This window comes from Sulfitobacter sp. CB2047 (assembly GCF_000735125.2).
GTDB lineage: Bacteria > Pseudomonadota > Alphaproteobacteria > Rhodobacterales > Rhodobacteraceae > Sulfitobacter > Sulfitobacter pontiacus.
In genome coordinates this window covers 2,066,964-2,093,300 of sequence record NZ_CP072613.1, presented here as the reverse complement: position 1 = coordinate 2,093,300, position 26,337 = coordinate 2,066,964, and the positions used below count along the sequence as shown (strand labels likewise).

Genomic DNA, 26,337 nt, shown 5'->3' with positions numbered 1-26,337 from the left:
ACCAGCCACCCCGCAAAGATCAAGGCCCAGAGGGCATCGCCTGCAGCAGAGCTTTTCCGCCGGGCCAAGGCATTGTTCTTAAAGGGGCAGTATTCCGCCTTTGGTTTCGGTAGGATCAGCGGAAACCACGTTGACCAGCGATTCGATGGTTGGCAAACTGCATTTTACGACTGACATACGACGTTTTACGAGGAACCCTGCGATGAGCGACATAGAACACTTGCAAGGCCGTATTCTGGCGGCGCTTGAAAGGGCATCGCGCGGAGCTGACAAACTGGCCGTCGCCAAGGCGGAGGTCCCCGATCTTTCGGAAGAACTGGCGCAGGAACGCGCTGTCAACGCAGAGCTTTCTGAACAGGTCACTGCCCTGAAAAAGCGGCTGGAGGATGAAACCGCGCATCTGCGGGCTGAACTGGCCACAGCACAGGCGCGCAACAACAGTGCGGCCGCGGCACAGGCCCAGACCGAAAAGCTTGATCTGGAAATCCAGCGGGTGCGCCGCGCCAATGCGCAGCTGGCCGATGCCTGCGCTGCGCTGCGCGAAGCCAATGCCGAAGGGGTGGGGGACGCCGATCTGATCAATGCCGCCTTGCAGGCAGAGCTTGACGCGCTGCATGCCGCCCGTCGCGCCGATGTGGCAGAAGCGGACGCGATCCTCTCTGTTCTTACCCCGCTTGTTCCCACTGCCGAGGAGTCTGCCTGATGCCCGAAGTTTCCATCTCTATCGGCGGTCGCCAATTCGAAGTTTCCTGCCAGGAGGGCGAGGAAGACTACCTGCACGCCGCAGCCAAGATGCTCGACGATGAAGCGCAGGTGCTGTCGGATCAGGTGGGCCGGATGCCCGAAGCGCGGATGTTGTTGATGGCGGGCCTGCTGCTTGCCGATAAAACCGCCAGCGTCGAGGATAAGATCAAGGACGCCCGCGCCGAACTGGCAGAGCGTGACGCAGAACTTGCAAGCCTGCGCAATGTCGTGGTGGAGCCCGAGCGGATCGAGGTGCCTGTCATCCCGCAAAGCGTCACCGACAGCCTTGCCGAAATGGCTGCCCGCGCCGAAGCCTTGGCGAGCGAGATCGAAGACAAGGCCCGAGATAAGGCCCAAGACGGGGCCCAGTGACCCTGCCGCGCGCCATCGCATTCGGGGCCGCGGCGGCGTGGTGGTTCGGGGTAGGGGGCAGCGCTTTGGCGCAGGCCATGCCGGTCACCGCCACCTATATCTGCGAGCGCGGGGTCGAGGTGCCGGTTTCCTATACCACTCCCGAACAAGGGGAGGCGACGGCTGTGCTTTATGTGGAAAACCGCATGGTTACGCTGGTCCGGACCCGCGCGGCATCAGGGGCGCGCTATGCATGGCCCTCGGACGGTTCTGGCTATGTCTGGTGGACCAAGGGGGACGCCGCGACGCTATTCTGGCATGATGCGGCGGCGGATGAGGATGTCACGCTCTATGCGGCGTGTCAGGCGCGGTGACGCGTTCTATACCGCGCGCGCGCCGGTTTGCGTGGCGCGGTTCGGGTGCCCCTTGAACCAAGGCGCACCCGTTTTTTTGTCAGCCGATCGTTAGCTGTTAGCCGTTAGCCGTTGGCTTCGCGGATCTTGTCAGCTGCTTCTTTGTCAAAGGCGACGCCGTTGTCTTCCAGCAGCGTGTCCAGCTCGCCCGACAGCATCATTTCGGTGATGATGTCACAGCCGCCGACGAATTCGCCTTTGACGTAAAGCTGCGGGATGGTGGGCCAGTCAGAGAAATCCTTGATCCCCTGACGCAGCTCTTCGTCGGCCAATACGTTCACATCGGTGTAGTCAACATTCATATAGTTCAACACGCCCGCCACACGGGACGAGAACCCGCACTGCGGCATCGTCTTGTTGCCCTTCATGAACAGCACAACATTGTTGGCGGTGATGGTTTCCTGAATTTGCGTCTTTGCGTCGGTCATTTCGATTTGTCCTTTGGTATAAAGCGTTTCGCGTATTCTTGAGGGTCGCGGGGGATGCGGTAGTTGGTCTGATGTCCGCCACCGCCGCCACCCGAATGATAGGTCGCGTCAATTTCGTGATAGCCCTTGCCCGGCTTTGATCCGCGTTCGGTATCGCGTGTGTGTTTCAGCGCCTGTAGGCCGCGCAGAACCGCCACGATCAGCACCAAGACGCTGAGGATCAGCACCAGGATCGGGTCCACCGGATCAATCCGGCGCTTTGGTTGTCAGCGCCAGCGCGTGCAAATCGCCGTTCGATCCATCCATCCGGCCCTTGAGCGCGGCATAGACGGCACGTTGCTGTTGCACACGGTTCTGGCCACGGAAACTTTCGTCGATGATCATCGCGGCCATATGCACGCCGTCATTGCCTTCGACGGTGATCTTGGCGTTTGGAAAGGTCTCGCGCAGCAGGTCTTCGATTTCGCGGGCTTGCATGGGCATGTGTGGGGCGCTCCGTCTGGCATGTCATTGCCCAAGATGTAGTAGTGTGCAGGGCGGCGTGCAAGTTATCTCCCCGTTATCTCATTGAGCGGGGGCATGGGACGCCCTACATAAGAACAGTCGCCGCCGCGACAAGGTAAGGAGACCACCCGCCATGGAGATTTTCGAGAACGCACCGGAACGCGCCTATGCATGGGCGCAAGCGGGCCGCGGGGCCGCGCTGGCCACGGTGGTGGAGACATGGGGCTCTGCCCCGCGACGGGTTGGCGCGCAGCTGGCCATCGCCGCGGATGGCGAGATGCAGGGCTCTGTCTCGGGCGGGTGTGTCGAGGGGGCCGTGGTGGTCGAAGCGCTTGAGGCGATCGAGGACGGCACGCCGCGTTTGTTGGAATATGGCGTGAGCGATGGCGACGCCTTTGCCGTGGGGCTGGCCTGCGGCGGAAAGATTCGCGTGTTGGTCGAACCTGTGGGCGCAAAGGCGATGCCGTTTGACGTTCTGGGCGACCTCGTCCGCGCCCGCGCCGCGCGCCAGCCCGTGGCCTATCAGGTGCCCCTGTCGGGCGGGGTGGGGCGTTTAGTCACGGGCGGCTATGCAGACCGCTTTCGCATGGACCGTTCCGGCGTTGAAGAGGATGGCGATACATTTGTCGCGATCCACAACCCGCCGCTGCGGCTGGTGATCGTCGGGGCGGTACATATCGCGCAAGCCTTGGTGCCCATGGCGCAGGTCGCGGGCTTTGACGCCGTGGTCATCGACCCGCGCGAGGCGTTTGGATCGCAAGCGCGTTTTCCCGATGCACAGGTGATCAACGACTGGCCGGACGCGGCGATGGACACCGTCGGCGTTGATACCCGCAGCGCAATTGTGCTGCTGACCCACGACCCCAAACTGGACGACCCCGCGCTGCATATCGCACTCCGGTCTGACGCCTTCTATATCGGGGCGCTCGGATCGAAACGCACCCATGCCTCCCGCGTGGCACGGCTGGAAGAGGCGGGGTTTCCCGCCGCCGACATCGCGCGCATCAACGGCCCCGTCGGGCTGGACATCGGGGCCGCCAGCCCGCCCGAGATCGCGGTGTCGATCCTGTCGCAGATGATCCAAGCCCTGAGAAAACCGTGAAGTTCGGCCCCATCGACACGGCGCAGGCCGAGGGTGCCGTGCTGGCTCATTCCATCGCATTGCCCTCGGGCCGTTTGCGCAAGGGGTTACGGCTAGAGACCGCCCATCTGGCCGCGCTTCGGGCAGAGGGCATCGACCGCATCATTGTGGCGCAGCTCGCGTCAGGGGATGTGGATGAAAACACCGCCGCGGCACAGGTGGCGCAGGCCGTGCTGGCGGCGCATCCCCATCTGACGATGACACGCGCCTTTACCGGTCGCGTGAACCTGCTGGCCGATGGGCCGGGGGTGGCGCAGCTGGATGTGGGCGCGCTTGAAGCGTTGAACGCCGTGCACCCGATGATCACGCTGGCCACGGTCCCGCCATTCCAGCAGATGGCAGCGGGGGGCATGGTGGCGACGATCAAGATTATCTCTTACGCCGTCGCGCAAAGCGATCTTGCCGCCGCCTGTGATGCCGGACGTGGCGCGATCCGGCTGGTGCCGCCGCAAATCAAGGACGCGACGCTGATCATCACCGAGATTGACGGCGGCGCGGGTGATAAGGGGAAAAAGGCCATCGCAGACCGGCTTTCTGCGCTGAATGTGGATCTGAAAAAAGTCGTTATGGTCCCGCATGAGGTCACCGCCCTGCGCGATGCCATTGCGGCGGCGGATACGGCGCTGACGCTGATCCTCACCGGCTCTGCCACCTCTGACATTGATGACGTGGCCCCGCAGGCCCTGCGCGCCGCGGGCGGAGAGGTCTCGCGCTTTGGCATGCCGGTTGACCCGGGCAATCTGCTGTTTCTGGGGCAGATGGGCGATAGGCCGGTGATCGGCCTGCCGGGCTGCGCGCGCTCTCCTGCGTTGAATGGGGCGGATTGGGTGCTGTCGCGGGTGATCTGCGGCATAGAGGTATCCCCGCGCGATATCGCCCGCATGGGGGTGGGCGGCCTGCTGAAAGAGATCGCCACCCGTCCGCAACCAAGACGCGGCTGACCGACCCTGACGCAAGGCCCGTCGCCGCGCCGCGCCCGCGAAGTTCAACCCATGCGAAAAATTTCTGTTCTCAACGCCCCTTTGGCGTGCTTAACTCTACCCAACACATGACATAAAACGGGAGGAACATCATGACCGAGGTCAAAATGACCGTGAACGGCAAACCTGCATCCGGTGCCGTCGAAGGGCGCACGTTGCTGGCGTCATTCCTGCGCGAAAACCTGAGCCTGACCGGCACGCATATCGGCTGCGACACCAGCCAGTGCGGGGCCTGCGTGGTTCATGTCAACGGCGAGGCGGTCAAGGCCTGCACCATGCTCGCGGTCGAAGCGGACGGGGCCGAGGTCAAGACGATCGAATCCATGGCCAACCCCGATGGATCGCTGACAGTGATCCAACAGGCGTTTCAGGACCACCACGGGCTGCAATGCGGCTTTTGTACACCGGGCATGATCATGTCAGCCTCGGCGCTTTTGAAAGACAACCCCAAGCCGACCGAGGCAGAGGTCCGGCACTATCTGGACGGCAATATCTGCCGCTGCACCGGCTACCATAACATCGTCAAAGCGATCATGGCCGCATCCGGTCAGGACGTCAGCGCGCTGGCTGCCGAATAACCACCGTGCGACGTGCGGCCCTGTTGATGCAGGGGCGGGAGGACACGGCGCACCCATCCTGAAAACCGCGCTTTCCCACACAAACGGGGAACCGCAGCAACCCATAGATTGACGACATAAGAATAAAGCCAAACGCAAAAGCCACATACGACGGTGCGGACCCGATCCGTGCCCCATAGGGAGGAATTGACCATGCCAAAGGACGGCGGAATTGGTGCCAGCAGCAAGCGGCGCGAGGATATCCGGTTTTTGACCGGTGAGGGGAATTATACCGACGATATCAACCTGCACGGACAGGCGCATGTGTTCTTTCTGCGCTCGGATATCGCCCATGGGGTGCTGAATTCGGTCGATACATCCGCAGCAGAAGGGATGCCGGGGGTCGTGAAGATCTTTACCGGTGCCGATTTCGCCGAGGTCGGGTCGATCCCCTGCGGCTGGCAGGTCACGGACAAGCATGGCGAGCCCATGCAAGAGCCGCGCCACCCCGTGCTGGCCGAAGGCAAGGTCCGACACGTAGGCGAACCGATTGCGGCTGTCGTGGCGGAAACCCTGTCGCAGGCCCGCGATGCGGCAGAGGCGATCGTCGTCGACATCACCGATCTGCCCGCCGTCGTCGATATGAAGCAGGCCGTGCAGGAAGGCGCGCCCAAGGTTCATGACGATCTGACCTCGAACCTTTGCTACGATTGGGGCTTTGTCGAAGAGAACAAGGCTGCCGTGGACAAGGCCTTTGACGACGCGGCCCATGTCACCACGCTGGAACTGGTCAACAACCGTCTGGTCGCCAATCCGATGGAGCCGCGCGTCGCCGTCGGCGACTATGCACGCGGGACAGGCGATCATACGCTTTACACCACCAGCCAGAACCCCCATGTGATCCGCCTGCTGATGGGGGCCTTTGTTCTGGGCATCCCCGAACACAAGCTGCGCGTCGTGGCCCCCGATGTGGGCGGCGGTTTCGGCACCAAGATTTTCCACTATCAGGAAGAGGCGTTCTGCACCTTTGCCGCCAAAGCCTGTAACCGTCCGGTGAAATGGACCTCCAGCCGGTCCGAGGCCTTCATGTCCGACGCCCACGGGCGCGACCATGTGACCAAGATCCAGATGGCGCTGGACGCGGACAATAACTTTACCGCGCTGCGCACGGACACTTACGCGAATATGGGGGCTTATCTGTCGACCTTCGCGCCGTCGGTGCCCACATGGCTGCACGGCACCTTGATGGCGGGCAACTACAAAACGCCGCTGATCTATGTGAACGTAAAGGCCGTGTTTACCAATACCGTGCCCGTCGATGCTTATCGCGGCGCGGGCCGACCGGAGGCAACCTATCAGCTGGAACGGCTGGTGGATAAATGCGCCCATGAGCTTGGGGTCGACCCGATTGCGCTGCGGCGACAGAATTTCATCACCGAGTTCCCCTATGCCACGCCGGTCGCGGTGGAATATGACACGGGCGATTATGTGGCCACGATGGACAAGCTTGAAGAGATCGCCGATTTCGCCGGTTTCGACGCGCGCCGCAAGGAAAGCGAGGCCAAGGGCAAGCTGCGTGGGTTCGGCGTGAACTGCTATATCGAGGCGTGCGGCATCGCGCCCTCGAACCTTGTGGGGCAGCTTGGCGCGCGGGCGGGTCTGTATGAATCCGCCACCGTGCGGGTCAATGCCACGGGCGGTCTGGTCGTGATGACCGGCAGCCACAGCCACGGGCAGGGGCATGAAACCGCCTTCCCGCAGGTGATCGCCGAGATGATCGGTATCCCCGAAGAGATGGTCGAGATCGTGCATGGCGATACGGCCAACACCCCGATGGGGATGGGCACCTACGGCTCGCGCTCCCTTGCGGTTGGCGGGTCGGCCATGGTCCGCGCCACAGAAAAGATTATCGCCAAGGCCACCAAGATCGCGTCGCACCTGCTGGAAGCCTCGGAAGGGGATATCGAGCTGAAAGACGGGGCCTTTACCGTGGCAGGAACGGATAAATCCGTTGCTTGGGGGGATGTGACGCTGGCTGCCTATGTGCCGCATAACTACCCGCTGGAGGATATCGAGCCCGGTCTAGAGGAAACGGCTTTCTACGATCCCTCGAACTTTACCTATCCGTCCGGTGCCTATGCCTGCGAGGTCGAGTTGGACCCCGAAACCGGCCATGTCACCATTGACCGTTTTGCGGCGGCGGATGACTTTGGCAATATCGTCAACCCGATGATCGTCAGCGGTCAGGTCCACGGCGGGATCGCGCAAGGCATCGGGCAAGCGCTGATGGAGAATTGCGCCTATGACAGCGACGGTCAGTTGCTCAGCGCGTCCTACATGGACTACGCGATGCCACGGGCCAGCGATCTGCCGTTCTATACCGTTGACCATTCGTGCCAGACGCCCTGTACGCACAACCCCTTGGGCGTGAAAGGCTGCGGTGAGGCAGGGGCCATCGGATCGCCGCCTGCGGTGGTAAATGCGGTGTTGGACGCCATGCGATCGGGCGGTAAGGATGTCGGGCATATCGACATGCCTGTCACACCGGCGCGGGTTTGGGCGGCGATGAACGGATAAGAGGATGAGACAAGGCGGGGGGCTGCCCCTTCGCGCTGTGGCGCGAAAAAAATAGGTACAGCGGGGGCCAGCCCCCGCGCCCCCGGAGTTTATTGGCAAAATGAAGAGCGGCGCAGAGGCCAAGGCCCGCTCTGAGATTGGAAGGACGCAAGATGTATGATTTTGATGTAGTGAAACCCGCGACAGTGGCCGAGGCGGTCTCGGCATTGGGGCAGGACGAGGCGCAACCGCTGAGCGGCGGGCAAACGCTGATCCCCACGCTGAAGGCGCGCTTGGCGATGCCGTCGGTTCTGGTGTCGCTGAGCGGGATCGAGGACATGCGCGGCGTGCGTATGGGCGATGACGGTCGTCTGTGTATCGGTGGGGGTACCGTACATGCGACCGTCGCCAAAGAGGCAGAGGCACATTACCCCGGGCTGGCCAGTCTGGCCGCGCGGATCGGAGATCCGGCCGTGCGCAACCGTGGCACCATCGGCGGATCGGTCGCGAATAACGACCCCTCGGCCTGTTATCCGGCAGGGGTGCTTGCCAGCGGTGCGACGATCGTGACCAACGCGCGCGAGATCGCGGCGGATGATTTCTTTGAGGGGATGTTCGCCACCGCTCTGGACGAGGGCGAGATCATCACCGAAGTGCGTTTCCCGATCCCCGAGAAGGCGCATTACGAAAAATTCATCCAACCTGCCTCGCGCTTCCCGCTGGTGGCCGTGTTTGTAGCAAAATTCGCTGACGGTGTGCGGGTCGCGGTGACGGGGGCGTCGGAGGATGGCGTCTTCCGGTGGAGCGATGCAGAAGCCGCGCTGAGCGGGAGTTTTGCCGTGGATGCCCTGTCGGGGTTGAGCTTGCCCGGTGACGGTATGATCAGCGATCTGCACGGCAGTGGTGACTACCGTGCGCATCTGGTTGCTGTGATGACAAAACGGGCAGTTGCCGCGCTGACCTAAGCGGCTGGATACTTCAATGAAAACCGCCCCTTGGGAAGCCTTGGGGCGGTTTTTTGCTGTCTGGATGATTATCACTTGCGCAGTGTTGGGAACGATTTTGCAGCACCGGTGTTGTGCCGTAACGCTGCCCGAACGGCGTCCATAACCCCGTGAGGATTAGGAATGTATAAACTTTTGAAATCGACGACCTCTTTGACCATGTGTTTGGCGCTGGCCTTGCCCACAGGTGGTTTTGCCCAGACAACAGAAAGCTGCGTGGCCGAAGGGGAGCAAACCGTGTTCCCATGCGTGCTGCCTGACGGCAGTGTCGTGGCCGATGCGGATCAGATGATGACCTTGCGTGCCGACGGTGATCTGGCGCAGGCTCTTGGTCTTGAGGCGGAAGCCCAGACCGAAGCGCAAGCCGAGCCCGATGCAGAAGCCGCCGCTGAAACCGTAGACGCCGCGGAAGAGCAGGCCGCCGCCGCCGCCGAGGCCGAAGCCGCTGCCACCGCAGAAGCCCAAGCCGCCGCGGAAGAGCAAGCCGCTGCCGACGCAGAGGCCGCCGCCGCTGCCGCCGAAGCAGAAGCTGCTGAGGCGCAAGCTGCAGCCGATGCAGAAGCTGCCGCCGCCGCGCAGGCCGCTGAACAAGAGGCCGCCGAAGCTCAGGCCGCTGCAGACGCACAAGCCGCCGAGGCCGAGGAAGCTGCTGCCGCCGAAGCGCAGGCCGAAGCAGAGCGTGAGGATGCGGTCGCTGCACAGATCGCCGCAGACGCTGAAGCCAAGGCTGCAGCCGAAGCCGAGGCAGAGCAAGACGCCGCTGCGGCTGCCGAAACCTCGGAAAGCCCTGAAGCGCAGTCTGCCGAGACACAGGCAGATACCCCTGCCGCTGAAAGCGATGCTGGCGTAGACGCAGAGGCGCAAGCTCAGGCAGAGCCGACAGAGACTGAGTCGACCGAAGAAACCCAAGCCCAGACCGACGTGCCGGCAGACAGCTCTTCCGACACTGAAACTCAGGCAGAGGCCGAAACCCAGCAGCAAACGGAAGAGCAGATCGCCGCTGATCTGGCCGCCGAACAGGCTGCGGAAGAAGCCCGTCAGGAACAGCGCGCCGCTGATGCAGCCGCTGCTGCCGAAGCCGCCGCCGCTGCTGACAGTGGTGAAGCCAAGGCCGATGTAGTGGTAGAAGAGATCACCGAAGAAGACACACGCGCGTCGAGCGAAGAATTTTCGACGGCCGTCACCGGTGACACCTCTGCCGAAGCCAATACGCAAGCCAAAAAGGATGACGACGACGGGCTGAGCAAGTTCGAGAAAGCCCTGCTTGTCGGCATCGGTGCCGTGGCTGTCGGGTCGATCCTGAACAACGGCTCTAAGGTCGTGAGCAACTCGGGTGACCGTCTGGTTGTTGAAGATCCGAATGGGGATCTGCGCGTTTTGAAAGACGATGATGCGCTTGTGCGTCAGGCCGGTGACGAAGTCCGCCGCGAGACGTTCAACGACGGCTCTTCGCGCACCACTGTGATCAAGCCTAACGGCAGCAAGATCGTGACCATTCTGGGTCGGGACGGCACCGTATTGCGCCGGATCAACGTCGATCCACAGGGCAATGAATATGTGCTGTTCGATGACACACAAGCCGAAGAGCGTATCGTGGTGAACGAGCTGCCTCAGGTCCGTCCGCAGGCCAATACGCTGGCCAGCCAGCAGAACGAGGAAGCGCTGCGTGCCGCGTTGCAAACGCAGTTGCGTGGGGATCAGGCCCAGCGGTATTCGCTGCGTCAGGTGCGTGATGTCCGTCAGGTCCGTGCCCTAGCACCAGAGATCGAGCTGGACGCTGTGCGTTTTGCCACAGGGTCGGCTGCCATCCAGCCTGAACAGGCCCGGGCGCTGTCCAAGATCGGGACCGCGATCAGCAATGCGATCAAGGATGATCCGCGCACTGTGATCCTTGTGGAAGGGCACACCGATGCGGTTGGCAATGCGGGCTACAACCTTGCGCTGTCTGACCGTCGTGCCGAGACCGTTGCATTGGCCCTGACCGAGTATTTTGACGTGCCGCCAGCCAACCTGATCACCCAAGGCTACGGTGAAAGCGCGTTGAAAGTACCGACCGAGACCGCCGAACCCGCCAACCGTCGTGCGGTTGTGCGCAACATCACAGGTCTGCTGCGTCAGTAACCGCGACTTTCAAGACATAGAAAAACCCCCGCAGGAAACTGCGGGGGTTTTTTGCGTCTCGGGACTGTAAGACCCGGAATTATTTGCTTGGCAGCGGCCCGATGAGCATGACCATCTGGCGGCCTTCCATCTTCGGGAAGTTTTCAACGCGGCCAACTTCTTTGGTATCTTCGGCAACGCGTTCAAGCAGCTCGCGGCCAAGGTTCTGGTGGGCCATCTCACGGCCGCGGAACCGCAGCGTGATCTTTACCTTGTCCCCATTGTCGAGGAACTTGAACACGTTACGCATCTTGACGTCATAGTCATTGGTATCGGTGTTCGGGCGGAACTTGACCTCTTTGATCTCGATGATCTTTTGCTTCTTGCGCGCTTCGGCTTCACGCTTTTGCGTCTCATACTTGAATTTGCCAAAGTCCATGATCTTGCACACGGGCGGGTTGGCATTGGGCGAAATCTCGACCAGATCAAGTCCGGCATCAACAGCCATTTCCATGGCGCGATCCGGTGTCACGACGCCGACGTTTTCCCCATCCGCACCGATCAGGCGGATTTCGTTGGCGCGGATATTTTCGTTGATGCGCGGGCCGGTGTCTCTTTGCGGCGGCGCGTTATGCGGTCTGCGAGCGATGATGGTCGTCCTTTGATTGTTGTACTGATGTCGAGCACGGAAGGTAAACCTGCTCATGGTCTTCTTCAAGTCGCAAAATGGCGCATATACAGGGTAAAACCGCGTATTTTTGGGGGATTTACCCAAGGGGAAGCAGCGTATCGCGCATTTGACGCTATGTGTTGGCATATAGTATGTGCAGCAGGGGATTAACAAAGTTCAAAGGAACCACAGCATCATGAAAAACCTCATCTGGATTGTCATCGCAGGGGTGATCGCGCTTGGCGCGTACATGTTGTATTCGGGCCGTTCGGTCCAGGAGATTGCGACCGATGCGTCGGATGCCGTCAATGCTCCCGCCGCGCTGGAAAGTGCGACCGAAGCTGTGGGCGACGCTGTCGAGGCGACAGAGGGCGCAGTGACCGAGGCGGTAGAAGCCACCACGGAGGCCGCGAATACCGCAGCCGACGCGCTGTCGGAAGTGGCCGAGGATGTGGCCGACGCCGCGGCAGAGGCGGGCGAGGATGCCATGAACGCGGGCAAGCAGATCGCCGAGGATGCAACGCAAGCGGCGAATGATACCGCAGAAGGAAACGCGGAGGTTTCCACCAGCGCAGAGGCCGATGCCATGGCTGCCAGCGATGCAGAGGCAAGCGATGCCGCCAGCACCACACAAGCGGGCACGGCACCCGCCGCTGACCCGCAAGCCGAGGCAGACGCCGCAGCGGTTCAAGAGGAAGAAGCCGCCGCCGTCGCCGCGACAGATGCACAGGCGAGCGAAGATGCGGGGGCTGCAGCCGATACAGAAGTTCAGGCCGACGTCACCGCCGATGCTGACACGCCAGAGCAGTTGACCACCGTCGATGGCTTTGATCTGGAGAAGGTGCAAACCATGATCGACACCTCTGATCTGCCCGCCACGCAAAAAGCGCTGCTGAAGCAAGGGCTGGTCACCGCCGGTGAAAACCCCGATGCCCTGCGCGCGATCCTGGCACGGATCCGCGAGGCGCTGGCGCTTTAAGCGCGGCCCACGCAAAGCCGACCGGTAAGACATGAAAAAGCCGCGCCTCGAAAGAGAGCGCGGCTTTTGTTTTATCCCTGGTGCCCCATGCAAGGGCACCGCTGCATCGGATCAGCCGACAAAGGCCTTTTCAACGACGTAGTGTTTAGGGTCGGAGTTCGCCCCTTCCTCGAGCCCGAAACCTTCAAGCACGTCCTTGATATCCTTGTTGAATTCAAGGCTCCCGCAGACCATGCCGCGATCGGTGTCGGCGCTGATCCCGTCGATGCCGAGGTCTTTGAACACCGTGCCGTCCTGCAGCAGATTGGTGATGCGGCCCATCGTGGGGCTTTGTTCACGGGTGGTGGTGGGGTAGTAGACCAGCTTGTCGCCGATCATCTCGCCGATCAGCGGATCATCGGCAAGGCTCTCGACCAGCGTGCGGCCATAGTCTAGCTCGGCCACATCGCGGGTGGTGTGGGTCATGATGATCTGGTCGAATTTCTCGTAGGTCTCCGGTTCGCGCAGCAGCGAGGCAAAGGGTGCAAAGCCCGTGCCGGTGGCGAAAAGCCACAAACGTTTGCCGGGCAGCAGCGCGTCATGCACCAGCGTGCCGACGGGCTTGGGCCGCAGGATGATCTGGTCGCCGGGCTGGATGTGTTGCAGCTTCGAGGTCAGCGGGCCGTCCTGCACCTTGATCGAATAGAACTCCAGCTCTTCGTCCCAGGAGGGCGAGGCGATGGAATAGGCGCGCAGCAGCGGCTTTTGCTTGCCGGTCTCGGGGTGCGGATCGCCCATCAGGCCGATCATCACAAACTCGCCCGAGCGAAAGCGCAAGGACGCAGGGCGGGTCACGCGGAAGGAAAACAGCCGGTCCGTCCAGTGTTTGACAGAAGTCACGGTCTGCGCGTCAGGCAACGTGGGTACGGGTTTGGCGTCGGTTTGGGTCACTACATTCTGCTCGGTCATAATTTCATCTACGCGCGGATCGCGGCACGCAGCCTTTCTCTAGGGGAAGGGAGGGGGCAGGGAAAGCATCTTGGGGCGAAAACCCCGATCAGCCGCGCAGACGCGCCTGATAATTATGCTCTTGCCAGTTTGCACGGGCCAGCCATTGGTCCTGCGGTTGACGGGCGGCCAGATCATCGGGGATCTCGACCTCGTCAAAGCCCGACCGGCGCGCCATGGCGTATTGGTCCGCAATCACATGTCCATGCGCCCGCAGCCGCCCGGTGTAGCCGCGCAACCGCAGTTGGCGCGCGATGGTAAAGCCGCGCCCGTCGGCCGAACTGGGGAAGGCCACGCGGATCATCGAGATCGCACCATCCACAGGGATCGTCTCCGGCTGCACGTCAGAGGGGACGTCAAGGGCGGTCGCACCCGCTTCTACGCCTTCAGCAGCATCGAAGGGGGCGTAGGGCGTGGCGAAATCATCCGCCACAAACCCCTGATCATTGATCAACTGTGTCATGTCTTTGCTCCTGTGCGGACCATCTTGCCATCGACAAAATGGATGCCGCATTCTTCTTTTTCAATGTTTCTCCAGCGGCCGGCGCGGGGGTCTTCGCCCGGTTTCACCTTGGTGGTGCAGGGGGCGCAACCGATGCTGGGGTAGCCTTGGGCCACCAGCGGGTGACGGGGCAGGCGGTTCTCGTCGATATAATCCGACACGTCGGAGGCCTGCCAATGGGCCAGCGGGTTCACCTTGATCCGCGCGGGCGCATCGGCGGGGGTTTCGACCTCGAAGAACGGCAGGCTGGCGCGGGTCCCGGACTGGAACCGCTTGCGCCCCGTGATCCAACCGTCGAACCCCTCTAGCGCGTGCTGCAGGGGCACGGTCTTGCGGAAGGCACAGCAGGCGTCCGGGTCGCTCAGATGCAGCGTCCCATCGGGGTCTTTCTCTGCCACGTCCTGCGCCCGGATCGTCTGCACATTGCGCAGCCCCAACCGTTCGCTCAGCTCTTGCTGATAGACCAGCGTTTCAGCAAAGAGCATCTCTGTGTCGATGAACAACACCGGCAGATCACGTTTCACCATAGAGGCAAGGTGCAACAGGGCGACGGATTCCGCCCCGAAGCTTGAGACAAGCGCCAGATTGGGCACGTTGTCGATCGCGGCACGCAGCACGTCGGTGGCGCTGTGATGGCGCAGGCCATCGTTCAGTTTTTCCACCTGACGGGTCAGCGCTGCGACGCGGTCCGGCCCTTCGGGGAGGATTTTTTCCCCATTTGGAAGTGTCAGTTGATCACGCGGCATTGGCTTGTGCTTCCGGGTAGAGGACGGCCTTGAACGGGGCAAGACCGAGGCGACGATAGGTTTGCAAGAAGGTCTCGCCCGCGTCGCTGCGCAGGTCGAGGTAGCCTTTTACCAACCGTTCAATCGCCGGAATAATGTCGTCGGCGGAAAAACCCGGACCGGCGCGCTCTCCGATGGCGGCGTTTTCGGTGCCGTCACCGCCCAGAGTGATCTGGTAGTTTTCGACACCGGCGCGGTCGAGCCCGAGAATCCCGATGTGGCCCACGTGGTGGTGGCCGCAGGCATTGATGCAGCCCGAGATCTTGATCTTGAGCGGACCGACATCGTGTTCCAGCTTCAGCTCGTCAAAGCGGGTCGCGATTTCCTGGGCAATCGGGATCGAGCGGGCTGTGGCCAGCGCGCAGTAGTCCATGCCGGGGCAGGCGATGATATCGCTGATCAGGCCGATATTGGCCGTGGCAAGGCCGACCTCTTTCAACGCCGCGTGCAGCGCAGGCAGGTCGCCGCGGTGCACATGGGGCAGGATCACATTCTGCTCGTGGCTGATGCGCAGTTCGTCATGGCCGTACTCGGCCGCCAGTTCAGCCATACGGTGCATCTGTTCGGCAGTGGCGTCGCCCGGGGTCTTGCCGTGGGCCTTGAGGCTGATCGACACGATCGCGTAGGACGGATCGCGGTGGTCGGTCAGGTTGGTGTCGGCCCAACTTTTGAACACGGGATCGCTGTCATAGGCAGCAGTATAAGCGTCCGTCGGGGCGGTCTTGAACGTCGGGCTGGCGAAATCCGCCTCGATCCGCGACAGCATCTGCTGGTCGACGCCGGTGAACTGCGGACGGATCAGCGCATAGCGGGCGTCCACCCGTGCGCGGATGTCGTCGATGCCGTTCTCATGCACGGTGATCTTGATCCGCGCTTTGTATTTATTATCGCGGCGGCCCAACAGGTTATAGACCGAGACGATGGCCTCGAGCGTGGGCAGCAGGTCTTCGGAGCTGACGAAGTCGTAAAGCACCTTGCCGATCATCGGGGTCCGGCCAAGGCCGCCGCCGACAATGACTTGATAGCCGATCTCGCCGTCTTTCTCGACGATTTGCAGGCCGATATCATGGGCCTTGATCACCGCACGGTCATGGGGCGCGCCAGAGACAGCGACCTTGAACTTCCGCGGCAGGAACTGGAATTCGGGGTGGTCGGTGGACCACTGCCGGATCAGTTCGGCCACGGGGCGCGGATCGGCGATTTCATCCGCGGCGGCACCGGCGAAATGGTCGGCGGTCACGTTGCGGATGGTGTTGCCGCTGGTCTGAATGGCGTGCATGTTCACTTCGGCCAGCGCGTCCAGCATATCGGGGACATCACGCAGCTGGGGCCAGTTGTACTGGATGTTCTGGCGCGTGGTAAAATGGCCGTAGCCCTTATCCCATTTGGCAGCGATATCGGCCAGCTTGTGCATCTGGCGGCTGCTGAGCGTGCCATAGGGGATCGCGACCCGCAGCATATAGGCGTGCAGTTGCAGATAGAGCCCGTTCATCAGGCGCAGGGGCTTGAATTCATCCTCGGTCAGGGAACCGTCGATGCGGCGTTCGACCTGCGCGCGAAACTGTGCGTTGCGTTCGGCGATGAAGGCATCGTCAAATTCGGTGTAGCTGTACATTATTGAACCTCCTGCTTGCCGTGGGTGTAATTGCTTGGACCCTTGGCGCGGAATGCTTCGCGGAAATGCGATGGCTTGGGTGTGTCTGTGCTGGTGTCGACATCGGCCAGATAGGCCCCGACGGTCAGGTCGGCTTGCTGGATCGCATCGATCAGACGCACATCGGCGACCGCCTCGTCGGTCAGGACTTCGGCCTCCTCGAGTTTGCGGGTCCAGCCGGTGGCGGTCTGGTAGATCACGTCGCCTTCCAGCAAGGCATTGGCGGTGACAACTTTGGGGGTGAAGGGCTTGGCCATTATGCCATCTCCTCTTGAAACAATTCGGTGGTGGCGCGGGCGGCGGCACGGGGTGCCAGCCCATAGAAAGTCAGGGCGGGGCCGGTCAGATTGGCCGCGTTCAGGTCGGTGGGCAGACGGTCCAGCGTGGTCTCGACAATCCGCTGATCCGCGCGCGAGGCATTTTCGACCAGCGTGACAGGCGTGCTGCGATCGGCCCCGTGCATCAGCAGGCGGCCTTGGATGAACCGCGCGGATTTCTTGCCCATATAGATCGCGGCGACCTCGCCCGGGCGGGCCAAAGCGGCCCAATCATGATCGGCGAACCCTTTCATGTCATGGCCGGTCAGGAACCGGACAGAGGCGTTGCGCCCGCGTTTCGTCAGGCTTTGCCCGATGGTTGCGACGGCGGCAGAGGCAGAGGTGATCCCCGGCACGATGTGCCAGCCGATGCCATGGGCGTCCACGGCGTCGATCTCTTCGTCCAGGCGGCCAAAGATGGTGGCGTCGCCGGATTTCAGACGGACCACCTGGGCCCCCGCCTGCGCGTGTTCGACCAGCAGATCGTTGATGGTTTCCTGCGCGGTAGAGGGGCCGAAGCCTTCCTTGCCCACGTCGATCATCAGCGCCTCGCGGCGGGCGAGTTCGAGGATCTCGGGGCTGATCAGCCGGTCGTAGATCACCACATCGGCCTCGTCCAAAGCGCGGCGCGCCTTGAGGGTCAGCAGTTCGGGGTCACCGGGGCCGCCGCCGACAAAGGCGATGTGACCGGCACGCGCGGCGCGGGACTGGTGGTCGGCCAGCAGCGTGTTCAGCGCGTTTTCGACGGCGGCTTTGCCATCCGCTACGGCGCGGGGGCCGGCGGCAAAGTAATAGTCACGCCAGAAATCGCGGCGCGGGCGGCCAAAGGGCAGGGCGTCGGCCATCTTGCGGAACCCCTTGCCGATCCGCGCCAGCTTTCCCAGCGTTGTGGGCAGACGCTCTTCCAGATCGGCCTTGATCGCACGGGCCAGCACGGGGGCCGCGCCTTCGGTGCCGATGGCGATGGTCACGGGGTCACGGTCCACTATGGCGGGGGTGATAAAGGCGCTGTCGTGCAGATTATCGACGATATTGACCAAGGCCCCTTCGGCACGCGCAATCGCGGCGGTGCGGGCGTCTTCGGTCTCGTCTTCATCGGCAGCGTAGAAGAGTTTCGCACACAGCACATCGCCGTGGCGCAGGGCGCGGGTGTGTAGCGTCAGGCGGCCCGCATCAGCCCATGCTGCGATCTCGGGCGCGGGGGTCGGGGCGAAGACGCTGATCTTGGCTTCGGTCTTGAGCAACAGGCGCAGCTTGGCCAAAGCCGCTTCGCCACCGCCTGACAAGACGATGCGCTGGCCCTTGGTGGACAGGTAGATTGGGAAATGATCCATGTGGTTCGGTCCTTGCGCTTAGCTTGAGCTCTATATAGGAAATAATTCCAATAAGGCGCTAGGTGTCTGGGGATATAAGGACGTACGTTCCATTCAGCCGCGCAAACAGAACAACAGACCACAGAGTGAAGGAAAAGCAGAATGGACGTTCGGATCGATGACGTGGACCGGAAAATTCTAGCGCAGTTACAACGCGATGCCAGCCAGTCATTAGACGATATCGCGCGCGAGGTCGGCAGTTCCAAGACCCCTGTGTGGAACCGGATTCGTAAACTGCGCGAGGCCGGGGTGATCGGGCAGCATACGGTTGTGCTGGATGCAGAGGCGCTTGGCTTCGAGGCGTGTTTCTTCGTGTTGATCCGCACGTCGTCCCACGAGGCCGACTGGCAGGCGGCGTTCCTCAAGGCGTTGAAAAACCGTCCCGAAGTGCAAGAGGCGCACCGGCTGGCGGGGGACATCGACTATATCCTGAAGGTCCGCGTCAAGAACGCCCGCGCCTATGATGCCTTTTATCAGGCGCTGATTTCTGAGGTCCGCGTGCACAACGTCACAGCGTTGCTGTCGATGGAAGAGATCAAATCGACCACGATGCTGCCGCTGTAACGCCGTGGCGCGGGGAGGCGCGACTTAGATCGTCACCATCAACCGTTCCAGCTTGTGGAAATGGTAGGTATTGGCAAAGCGCGGTGCTTCGGCCAGTTGCAGGTTCGGCGCATGGTCAAAAAGCGCACGCAACGCGATCTGCATTTCCAGCCGGGCCAGCGGCGCGCCGACGCAGAAATGCAAACCACCGCCAAAGGCCGCGTGGGCCTTGGCCGGACGGGTCGGGTCGAACACATCGGGCTGGTCGTAAAGCGCGGGATCGCGGCCTGCGGCCCCTAGCACCAGTGCAATTTTGCGGCCCTTTTCCAGCATGACATCGCCCAGTTCGATATCCTCGTAGGCGAAACGTTCAAAGACATGCAGGGGCGGGTCGTAGCGCAGGATCTCTTCGACCGTGGCGTTGATCGCATCGGGGGCGAGGGCGCTGGCGGGGGTGCTATTTTCCAGCAAGCAGGCGATCCCGTTGCCAAGCGCGTGGACCGTCGCCTCGTGCCCTGCGTTCAGCAGCAGGATACACGTGCCGATCAGCGCATCCGTGCTCAGTTTTTCGCCGTCTTCTTCGGCGGCGATCAACTGGGTGATCAGGTCGTCACGCGGGTCTTGGCGACGCTCATTGACATAGCGGCGCAGGAAGGCGGTGAAATCTGCGGCGGCGGTATTGGCGGCCTCTTCGGTCGCGCGGGTCCGGCCGATCTGGTAGACGGCGACCATATCATTGGACCAGCGCAGCAGGTCGGGCCACATATCCTCTGGCACGCCAAGCAGCCGCGCGATGATGCGCACGGGCAATTGGGTGCAAAAAGCGGGGATCAGGTCAAAGGCTTCGCCCTTGGGCAGGTCGGCCAGCAGGGCTTGGGCAATCTCTTCGATCTCGGGGGCGAGACCGGCAATCCGGCGCGAGGTAAAGGCACGCAGCACCAACCCGCGCAGGCGGGTGTGGGTTGGCGGCTCAAGCTCGAGCATCGATTGGTCTTCCACCGCATAGAAGTCGCGCATGTGATCGGGCATGGGCTTGCGCTGGTCGGCAGGGGTCTCGCGGCCCAAACGGCGGTCACGCAGCAAGGCCTGCACCGTCGCCGCATCAAAAGCGGCCATCATCCCGTAGTCTTGCCAGAACAGCACGGGGCCCTGCGCACGTGCGCGCGTATAGGCGGCATAGGGGTTTTGGACGAAGTCGGGATCAAGCGGGGAAAGGTTCAGTGTTTTCATGGGGCCTAGCAATAGCTGTGGCTCTGGTCTTTGCAAGCGGGTCTGTGCCAAATAACGCCATGACCTCCGGAATGCGCCGCCGCGTCGCGACCTTTGTGCTGTTTCTGATCACCGTGTCGGTCCTCTCCGGCGGGGTCTGGCGCTATGCCTATCTGCAAGGGCTGGACCAGCTGCGCGCGCGGGGGCAGGCGGATCTGTCGCTGGTCAGCGACCGTCTGGTCGGGCAGTTGCAGCGGTACCGCGATCTGGCGGTGTTTCTGGCGGATCACCCGCAGGTGGCGCAGGTGCTGGACCGGCGTCCGGCGGTCGAGGCGCAGGCATTTTTGCAAGAGGTCGCGGATAAGACCACGGCGCTGGATGTGCAGGTGCTTGACCGATCCGGCGATGTGATCGTCGCGGCACTTGGCGCGGAAGCGGTGCGGGTGCCACGGGCGGATCAACGCTTTGTCCTGCGGGCCTTGCGCGGTGCACTTGGATGGGGGCACGGCCCCGCCGCGCCCTTGACCGACCGCGCCTATTTCCACGCCGCCCCTGTCTTCGCGCCCGACGGGCAGGTGCGCGGTGCCGTTGTGGTGTCGACTGATCTGAACGGCATTGATTATGACTGGCGCGGCAGCAATCCGGCGGCGTTCTTCACCGACACCGACGGGGTCGTCCAGATCGCAAACCGGTCAGAGCTGCTGTTCTGGGCGCGTCCCCGTGCGGCGCAGGGGCTGGTGCCGCCAGATGGTGCGGCGCTGGATTTCGCGGTGTCTGACGTGCGCGGCCACGAGATCTGGCATATGGGCTGGGGGCCGTATCTGCCCGACGCCGCCTTGCATCTGACCCGCGCCTTGCCGGTGGTGGGGATGACGGGCGAGGTGCTGCTGGATATCGAGGGCGCGCAACGTTTGGCACGGGCACAGGCGGCGGCGGTGGCAGCGCTTTGCCTTGCCTTTGGCGCGCTGCTGTTTCTCGCGACCGAGCGCCGCCGCGCCCTGTCAGAGGCGAACGCGGCGCTTGAGCGGCAGGTCGCCAAACGCACCGCCGCCCTGAACGCCAGCAACACCGAATTGCGCCGCGAAGCGACCGAGCGGGAAGAGGCGCAGGCCGCACTGCGCCGCGCGCAGGCGGATCTGGTGCAGGCGGGCAAGCTGTCGGCGCTTGGCCAGATGTCGGCGGGCATCAGCCACGAGCTGAACCAGCCGCTGATGGCGATCCGGTCCTTTGCAGAAAACGCGGTGCAATTCCTTGAGCGTGACCGCCCCGACAGGACGGCTGAAAACCTGACCCGCATCTCGCAGATGGCCGACCGGATGGCGCGGATCATCCAGAACCTGAGGGCCTTTGCGCGGCAAGAAAGCGTGCCGCAGACCCGCGTGGATGTGACCCGCGTGGTCGCCAGCGCGGTGGAGCTGACCCAAAGCTATCTGCGCGACGCGGGCGTGACCCTTGACTACCAGCCCGCCAATGCCCCCGTCTGGGTGCGCGGCGGCGAGGTGCGCTTGGGGCAGGTCTTTGTAAACCTCATCACCAACGCCGTCGATGCCATGAGCAGCAGCGACACCAAACGGCTGAGCATCACAATCGATCCCGCCGACCCCGTGCGGGTGCAGTTCCGAGACACCGGACCGGGGATCGAGATGCCAGACAAGGTGTTCGACCCGTTCTACACGACCAAATCCGTGGGGGGCGGTGCCGAGGGTGCGATGGGGGGCATGGGGCTGGGGCTGTCGATCAGTTACGGGATTGTGCAAAGCTTTGGCGGGGGGATCCGTGGCACCAACCTTGACGCGGGCGGTGCGATGTTCTCTGTCACGCTGGAACGCGCCGATACGGGCGAGGAGGGGCAGGCATGAGCAGAACCGTTCTTTTGGTCGATGATGATGCCTCTGTCCGCGAGGCGCTGGCGCAGACGCTGGAGCTTGCCGATATTGATGTTGTCGCCGCGGGGTCGTTCGTGGCTGCCAAGGATAGGATCACCGAGCGGTTCGATGGCATCATCCTATCGGACATGCGCATGCCCGGGCGCGACGGGTTTCACCTGCTGGCCTATGCCCATGAACAGGATCCCGACCTGCCGGTGATCCTGCTGACAGGCGAAGGCGACATCCCCATGGCCGTGCGCGCGATGGAGGCAGGGGCCTTTGATTTCCTTGAAAAACCCTGCGCCCCCGCCGCGCTGGTCACTGTGATTGAACGCGCACTGAAAACCCGCGCGCTGGTGCTGGAAAACCGTCGGCTGCTGCATATCGTGGAAACCGGCGATCCGGCGGCGCGGATGATTTTCGGGTCGTCGGATCTGTCAGAACGGCTGCGCGACAAGGTGCGGCGCGTGGCGCAGGCCAATGCCGAGGTGCTGGTCACCGGCCCGTCGGGCTCTGGTATTTCGAAGGTGTCAGAGGTGATCCACCTATCCTCGCGCCGCTCCAAAGGGCCCTTCGTCAAACGTGCTGCCGCGGGGCTTAGTCCCGATGATGTGAGCGATGCGCTGCACGCCGCCTCGGGCGGGTGCCTGTTTCTGGACGAGGTCGCGCAGCTTCCCGCGCAGACCCAACTGAGCCTGATCGAAGCGCTTGAGCAGGTGCCAGATGTGCGTCTCATTGCGGGCAGCGCGCGGGAGCTACAGTCATTGGTGGCCGAGGGGCAGTTCCACGCGGATCTCTATTACCGGCTCGAGGTCATGACCGTGCGCATCCCGTCGCTGGCTGAACGCCCCGAGGATATCGCCACGATGTTTCGCCGCTACGTCGATCAGGCGGCAGAGCAGTCGGGCGTGCAGCCGCCCGAAGTGACGCCGCAAATGATCGCGGGGCTGATGGCGCGGGACTGGCCCGGCAACGCGCGCGCGCTGATGTCAGAGGCGATGCGCTTTGTCATGGGGGTCTCGGACGAGGTGACGCCGGATGCGAACCTCGGGCTGGCGGACCAGATGGCGCAGGTGGAACAATCCCTGCTGCGCGCGGCCTTGCGCCGTGCCGAGGGGCAGGCGAGTGCGGCGGCGCAGGCGCTGAAACTGCCGCGCAAGACCTTCTATGACAAGCTGGCCCGCTACGGGATTCGGCCCGAGGACTTTCGCAGCTAGCCTGTGCGGATTTTCGCACAACTGCGCTGCGCGCTGTGCGGTTATCCGCACAGGCAGCGTGCAGCGCGTTGGTATATAACCTTAACTAAATGCATCAACGCTCTGATAAATAATATGTTTAACGCGATCTTGATCTTTCAACCTCTCTTCCTTGTGAGGTCGGCGAAATAACGCTCTAGTAACGCCACCGCATTTGGAACGACCGGATGCCGAGACTTGAAAAACAGTTCTCTGGGAGGAGACATCACATGAAATTCCTGACAACCACTCTGGTGGCTATTACCCTTTCCGTAAGCGCCGGTGCTGTTGCCGCGGCGTGTGACGATGGCGAAGTCGTCATCAAGCTGAGCCACGTGACCAACACAGACCGTCACCCCAAAGGCATCGCCGCGTCCTTGCTGGAACAGCGCGTCAATGACGAGATGAACGGCAAAGCCTGCATGGAAGTGTTCCCGAACTCCACGCTGTACAATGATGACCAGGTTCTTGAGGCGCTGCTGCAAGGCGACGTTCAGATGGCCGCACCGTCGCTGTCGAAGTTCGAGCAGTTCACCAAGCAGTTCCGCATCTTCGATCTGCCCTTCATGTTCAAGGACATCAACGCTGTAGACGAGTTCCAGAACTCCGACACCGGTGTTGCGATGAAAGAATCCATGACGCGCCGTGGCCTGCTGGGTCTGGCGTTCTGGCACAATGGCATGAAGCAGATGTCGGCGAACAAGCCGCTGAACGTGCCGTCGGATGCCAATGGTCTGAAATTCCGCGTGCAGAACTCTGACGTGCTGAAGGCCCAGATGGCGGCAATGGGCGCATCGCCCCAGCCGATGGCCTTCTCGGAAGTTTACGGCGCGCTGCAAACCGGCGTTGTCGACGGTCAGGAAAACACCTGGTCCAACATCTATGGCCAGAAGTTCTTTGAGGTGCAGGACGGGACAACCGAAACCAACCACGGTGTTCTGGACTACATGCTTGTGACCTCCACCGACTGGTGGGACAGCCTGGACGCCGATGTGCGTGACCAGCTGGCGACCATCGTTCAGGAAGTGACCGACACCCGCAACGCGGAATCGTCCAAAGTGAACGCCGAAGCCAAACAGGCGATCATCGATGCCGGTGGTGTGGTCCGTGAACTGGACGACGCGCAGCGCGAAGCCTGGGTCACCGCGATGAAGCCCGTCTGGGAAGAGTTCACCGCAGACGTCGGTCAGGAAAACATCGACGAAGCCCAAGCGATCAACGCCAAGCACTAAACCCTGTTCTGCCCCGTCTGGCGACGGACGGGGCATATCACTTGCGTCAGGCCCCGACATGCCCCGCGGCGTGCGGGCCTGATCCACTCTCCTCTCACAGCGGAGCATTCCCATGTCACATGGTGTTCAATCTCATTCTGCGCTCGGGCGCATTGTCAACGAGCTTGAGGAAACGGCGATTGCCATCATCCTTGGTCTGATGACGCTTATCACCTTTATCAACGTCGTCCTGCGCTATGGTTTCAACACCGGCATCATCTGGGGGCTCGAAGCGGTGACCTTCCTCTTCGCCTGGCTGGTGCTGTTTGGCATGAGCTATGCGGTGAAGGTCACGGCTCATCTGGGGGTGGACGCGGTCGTGAACCTGTTTTCGCTGCCCAAACGCCGGGTGCTCGCGCTGGTTGCGGCAGTGATCTGCGTGGTCTACGGGGCCTTGCTGATGAAAGGCGCGTGGGATTACTGGGCCCCCTTCGCGGGGCTGGACGCCACAACGGGCCGCTGGTTCCCCACAGGCTTTGCCGACAGCCGCGATCAGGCGTGGTATGAAACCGTCGATATCCCCATGCCGGATTGGCTGCGCTTTATCGAGCCGATCATGAACGAGGGCGAAACCTACGGCAAACTGCCACGGTTCATCCCCTATTTCATGCTGCCCTTCGGCATGGCGCTGCTGTTGTTCCGTTTCATCCAGGCCGGTGTGCGTGTCTTTACCGGACAGGCCACAGCGCTGATCGTCAGTCACGAGGCCGAAGATGATATCGAAGCCGTCAAACACATGAACGCGGAGTCCTGAGCGCATGGAAGTCCTTATCCTATTTACCATGATCGTCGGGCTGATGTTGCTGGGCGTTCCGATTGCCGTCAGCCTTGGCTTCTCGTCGATCGTCTTTCTGCTGGTGCTGTCCGACAGCTCGCTTGCGTCCATCGCGCAGACCTTCTTTCAGGCGATGGCGGGGCACTACACGCTGCTCGCGATCCCGTTCTTCGTGCTGGCGTCGTCCTTCATGTCGACGGGTGGTGTGGCCAAGCGGATCATCCGTTTCTCTATCGCGCTGGTCGGGCATTTTCCGGGTGGTCTGGCGATTGCGGGTGTCTTTGCCTGTATGCTGTTCGCCGCCCTGTCGGGATCATCGCCTGCAACGGTCGTTGCCATCGGCTCCATCGTGATCGCGGGGATGCGGGAAACCGGCTACACCAAGGAATTCGCCGCCGGTGTCATCGCCAACGCGGGCACCCTGGGAATCCTGATCCCGCCGTCCATCGTGATGGTTGTCTATGCCTCTGCCACGGATGTCTCTGTGGGCCGTATGTTCCTTGCGGGCGTTATCCCCGGTCTGATGGCGGGCACCATGCTGATGCTGACCATCTACATCATGGCGCGGGTCAAGAAGCTGCCACAGGGCGAATGGCGCGGCTGGGGTGAGGTCTTTGCTTCGGGGCGTGAAGCGGGCTGGGGGCTGATGCTGATCGTGATCATCCTTGGCGGTATCTATGGCGGTATCTTTACCCCGACCGAAGCCGCTGCCGTGGCTGCTGTCTATGCCTTCTTCATTGCGGCCTTTGTCTATCGCGATATGGGCCCGCTGCACGTCGAAGGCGAGGGGCGCAACCTGTCGCTGATGCGCAAGCCGATGGCGCTGGTCACTGTCTTTTTCCACCGCGATACCCGCGATACGCTGTTCGAGGCGGGCAAGCTGACCGTCACCCTGATGTTCATCATCGCCAACGCGCTGATCCTCAAGCACGTGCTGACTGACGAGCAGATCCCGCAGCAGATCTCTGCCGCGATGCTGAGCGCCGGTTTCGGGCCGATCATGTTCCTGGTCATCGTCAACGTGATCTTGCTGATTGGCGGGCAGTTCATGGAGCCGTCAGGCCTGTTGATCATCGTCGCCCCGCTGGTCTTCCCCATCGCGATTGAACTGGGCATCGACCCGATCCATCTGGGGATCATCATGGTGGTGAACATGGAAATCGGGATGATCACCCCGCCGGTGGGTCTGAACCTCTTTGTGACCTCGGGCGTGGCGAATATGCCGATGATGAATGTGGTCAAGGCCGCGCTGCCCTTCACCGTGGTGCTGTTTATCTTCCTGCTGATGGTGACTTATATCCCGGTCATCTCGACCTGGCTGCCGACCCTGATGATGGGGCCGGAGATCATCACCCGCTAGGGCGTTGTATCACGAGAGAAACGAAAAAGGC

27 protein-coding genes are annotated in these 26,337 nt (G+C 62.2%); 16 read left to right on the top strand and 11 right to left on the bottom strand.

Annotated elements, in window-relative coordinates; all coding sequences use genetic code 11:
* The first annotated feature begins 202 nt into the window (after positions 1-202).
* Genes IV89_RS10365 through IV89_RS10355 form a run of 3 tightly spaced genes read left to right on the top strand, consistent with a single transcriptional unit; the run spans position 203 to position 1,469 of the window.
* A complete protein-coding gene (locus tag IV89_RS10365; protein ID WP_009826783.1) occupies positions 203-703 on the top strand; it encodes a hypothetical protein in 501 nt (166 codons plus the stop codon).
* A complete protein-coding gene (locus IV89_RS10360; protein ID WP_037944037.1) occupies positions 703-1,116 on the top strand; it encodes a cell division protein ZapA in 414 nt (137 codons plus the stop codon). Before IV89_RS10365 ends, IV89_RS10360 begins: the two co-directional genes overlap by 1 nt.
* Positions 1,113-1,469 carry an MliC family protein gene (locus IV89_RS10355; protein ID WP_037944039.1) on the top strand — a complete coding sequence of 119 codons (357 nt, stop codon included), beginning with the start codon at positions 1,113-1,115 and terminating at the stop codon, positions 1,467-1,469. The genes IV89_RS10360 and IV89_RS10355 overlap by 4 nt, the downstream gene beginning before the upstream one ends.
* 104 nt (positions 1,470-1,573) lie before the next feature.
* Here IV89_RS10355 and grxD read toward each other — a convergent pair whose 3' ends face one another.
* From grxD to IV89_RS10340, 3 genes are read right to left on the bottom strand one after another with little or no spacing between them, the layout of a single operon-like run.
* Complete coding sequence (gene grxD / locus IV89_RS10350) at positions 1,574-1,936, bottom strand: Grx4 family monothiol glutaredoxin (protein WP_037944040.1); 363 nt, start codon at positions 1,934-1,936, stop codon at positions 1,574-1,576.
* Positions 1,933-2,178, bottom strand: coding sequence for a hypothetical protein (locus tag IV89_RS10345; protein WP_009826787.1), 246 nt, complete (start codon positions 2,176-2,178; stop codon positions 1,933-1,935). The genes grxD and IV89_RS10345 overlap by 4 nt, the downstream gene beginning before the upstream one ends.
* A gap of 4 nt (positions 2,179-2,182) precedes the next feature.
* Complete coding sequence (locus IV89_RS10340) at positions 2,183-2,419, bottom strand: BolA/IbaG family iron-sulfur metabolism protein (RefSeq protein WP_005853000.1); 237 nt, start codon at positions 2,417-2,419, stop codon at positions 2,183-2,185.
* A 154-nt stretch (positions 2,420-2,573) separates the two neighbouring features.
* Between IV89_RS10340 and IV89_RS10335 the strand changes: the two genes are divergently transcribed.
* The 6 genes from IV89_RS10335 (at position 2,574) to IV89_RS10310 (ending at position 10,799) form a co-directional block, all read left to right on the top strand.
* On the top strand, positions 2,574-3,542 hold the full coding sequence (locus tag IV89_RS10335) for an XdhC family protein (RefSeq protein WP_037944041.1): 969 nt from the start codon (positions 2,574-2,576) through the stop codon (positions 3,540-3,542).
* A complete protein-coding gene (locus IV89_RS10330; RefSeq protein ID WP_037944043.1) occupies positions 3,539-4,522 on the top strand; it encodes a molybdopterin-binding protein in 984 nt (327 codons plus the stop codon). Before IV89_RS10335 ends, IV89_RS10330 begins: the two co-directional genes overlap by 4 nt.
* A gap of 131 nt (positions 4,523-4,653) precedes the next feature.
* Complete coding sequence (locus tag IV89_RS10325) at positions 4,654-5,139, top strand: (2Fe-2S)-binding protein (RefSeq protein WP_005853005.1); 486 nt, start codon at positions 4,654-4,656, stop codon at positions 5,137-5,139.
* A 192-nt stretch (positions 5,140-5,331) separates the two neighbouring features.
* On the top strand, positions 5,332-7,695 hold the full coding sequence (locus IV89_RS10320; RefSeq protein ID WP_037944045.1) for a xanthine dehydrogenase family protein molybdopterin-binding subunit: 2,364 nt from the start codon (positions 5,332-5,334) through the stop codon (positions 7,693-7,695).
* Between the two features lie 152 nt (positions 7,696-7,847).
* A complete protein-coding gene (locus tag IV89_RS10315; protein WP_005853008.1) occupies positions 7,848-8,639 on the top strand; it encodes a xanthine dehydrogenase family protein subunit M in 792 nt (263 codons plus the stop codon).
* Positions 8,640-8,801: 162 nt separating this feature from the next.
* Positions 8,802-10,799, top strand: a complete 1,998-nt coding sequence (locus IV89_RS10310) for an OmpA family protein (RefSeq protein WP_037944046.1) — start codon at positions 8,802-8,804, stop codon at positions 10,797-10,799.
* Between the two features lie 79 nt (positions 10,800-10,878).
* On the opposite strand, the gene infC is transcribed toward IV89_RS10310, so the two are convergent.
* A complete protein-coding gene (gene infC / locus IV89_RS10305) occupies positions 10,879-11,427 on the bottom strand; it encodes a translation initiation factor IF-3 (protein ID WP_037944998.1) in 549 nt (182 codons plus the stop codon).
* Positions 11,428-11,644: 217 nt separating this feature from the next.
* Here infC and IV89_RS10300 point away from each other — a divergent pair, with 217 nt between their 5' ends.
* Positions 11,645-12,427 carry a hypothetical protein gene (locus IV89_RS10300; protein ID WP_037944047.1) on the top strand — a complete coding sequence of 261 codons (783 nt, stop codon included), beginning with the start codon at positions 11,645-11,647 and terminating at the stop codon, positions 12,425-12,427.
* Positions 12,428-12,538: 111 nt separating this feature from the next.
* On the opposite strand, the gene IV89_RS10295 is transcribed toward IV89_RS10300, so the two are convergent.
* The 6 genes from IV89_RS10295 to cysG form a co-directional block, all read right to left on the bottom strand.
* The gene (locus IV89_RS10295) at positions 12,539-13,375 is read right to left on the bottom strand and encodes a ferredoxin--NADP reductase (RefSeq protein WP_037944048.1); all 837 of its coding nucleotides are present in this window, start codon (positions 13,373-13,375) and stop codon (positions 12,539-12,541) included.
* A gap of 88 nt (positions 13,376-13,463) precedes the next feature.
* Positions 13,464-13,877: a DUF934 domain-containing protein gene (locus IV89_RS10290; RefSeq protein WP_005853018.1), complete on the bottom strand. Its 414-nt coding sequence runs from the start codon at positions 13,875-13,877 to the stop codon at positions 13,464-13,466.
* Positions 13,874-14,662 carry a phosphoadenylyl-sulfate reductase gene (locus IV89_RS10285; protein WP_037944049.1) on the bottom strand — a complete coding sequence of 263 codons (789 nt, stop codon included), beginning with the start codon at positions 14,660-14,662 and terminating at the stop codon, positions 13,874-13,876. Before IV89_RS10285 ends, IV89_RS10290 begins: the two co-directional genes overlap by 4 nt.
* Positions 14,652-16,316, bottom strand: a complete 1,665-nt coding sequence (locus IV89_RS10280; RefSeq protein ID WP_037944050.1) for a nitrite/sulfite reductase — start codon at positions 16,314-16,316, stop codon at positions 14,652-14,654. Before IV89_RS10280 ends, IV89_RS10285 begins: the two co-directional genes overlap by 11 nt.
* The gene (locus IV89_RS10275; protein WP_005853022.1) at positions 16,316-16,612 is read right to left on the bottom strand and encodes a DUF2849 domain-containing protein; all 297 of its coding nucleotides are present in this window, start codon (positions 16,610-16,612) and stop codon (positions 16,316-16,318) included. Before IV89_RS10275 ends, IV89_RS10280 begins: the two co-directional genes overlap by 1 nt.
* The gene (gene cysG / locus IV89_RS10270) at positions 16,612-18,006 is read right to left on the bottom strand and encodes a siroheme synthase CysG (RefSeq protein WP_037944051.1); all 1,395 of its coding nucleotides are present in this window, start codon (positions 18,004-18,006) and stop codon (positions 16,612-16,614) included. Before cysG ends, IV89_RS10275 begins: the two co-directional genes overlap by 1 nt.
* A 141-nt stretch (positions 18,007-18,147) precedes the next feature.
* Here cysG and IV89_RS10265 point away from each other — a divergent pair, with 141 nt between their 5' ends.
* On the top strand, positions 18,148-18,609 hold the full coding sequence (locus IV89_RS10265; RefSeq protein WP_005853026.1) for an Lrp/AsnC family transcriptional regulator: 462 nt from the start codon (positions 18,148-18,150) through the stop codon (positions 18,607-18,609).
* A gap of 24 nt (positions 18,610-18,633) precedes the next feature.
* Here the strand turns inward: IV89_RS10265 and IV89_RS10260 are convergent, their stop codons facing one another.
* Positions 18,634-19,818, bottom strand: coding sequence for a cytochrome P450 (locus tag IV89_RS10260; protein ID WP_037944052.1), 1,185 nt, complete (start codon positions 19,816-19,818; stop codon positions 18,634-18,636).
* Positions 19,819-19,877: 59 nt separating this feature from the next.
* Between IV89_RS10260 and IV89_RS10255 the strand changes: the two genes are divergently transcribed.
* The 5 genes from IV89_RS10255 to IV89_RS10235 all read left to right on the top strand — a co-directional run bounded on the left by IV89_RS10255 (position 19,878) and on the right by IV89_RS10235 (position 26,306).
* Complete coding sequence (locus IV89_RS10255) at positions 19,878-21,656, top strand: ATP-binding protein (RefSeq protein WP_240558211.1); 1,779 nt, start codon at positions 19,878-19,880, stop codon at positions 21,654-21,656.
* Positions 21,653-22,882: a sigma-54 dependent transcriptional regulator gene (locus IV89_RS10250; protein WP_037944055.1), complete on the top strand. Its 1,230-nt coding sequence runs from the start codon at positions 21,653-21,655 to the stop codon at positions 22,880-22,882. The genes IV89_RS10255 and IV89_RS10250 overlap by 4 nt, the downstream gene beginning before the upstream one ends.
* Before the next feature lie 248 nt (positions 22,883-23,130).
* On the top strand, positions 23,131-24,132 hold the full coding sequence (locus IV89_RS10245; RefSeq protein WP_037944056.1) for a DctP family TRAP transporter solute-binding subunit: 1,002 nt from the start codon (positions 23,131-23,133) through the stop codon (positions 24,130-24,132).
* Between the two features lie 112 nt (positions 24,133-24,244).
* Entirely contained in the window at positions 24,245-24,925 is a 681-nt protein-coding gene (locus IV89_RS10240) for a TRAP transporter small permease (RefSeq protein WP_037944057.1), read from the top strand.
* 4 nt (positions 24,926-24,929) lie between these two features.
* The gene (locus tag IV89_RS10235; RefSeq protein WP_037944059.1) at positions 24,930-26,306 is read left to right on the top strand and encodes a TRAP transporter large permease; all 1,377 of its coding nucleotides are present in this window, start codon (positions 24,930-24,932) and stop codon (positions 26,304-26,306) included.
* Positions 26,307-26,337 lie beyond the last annotated feature (31 nt).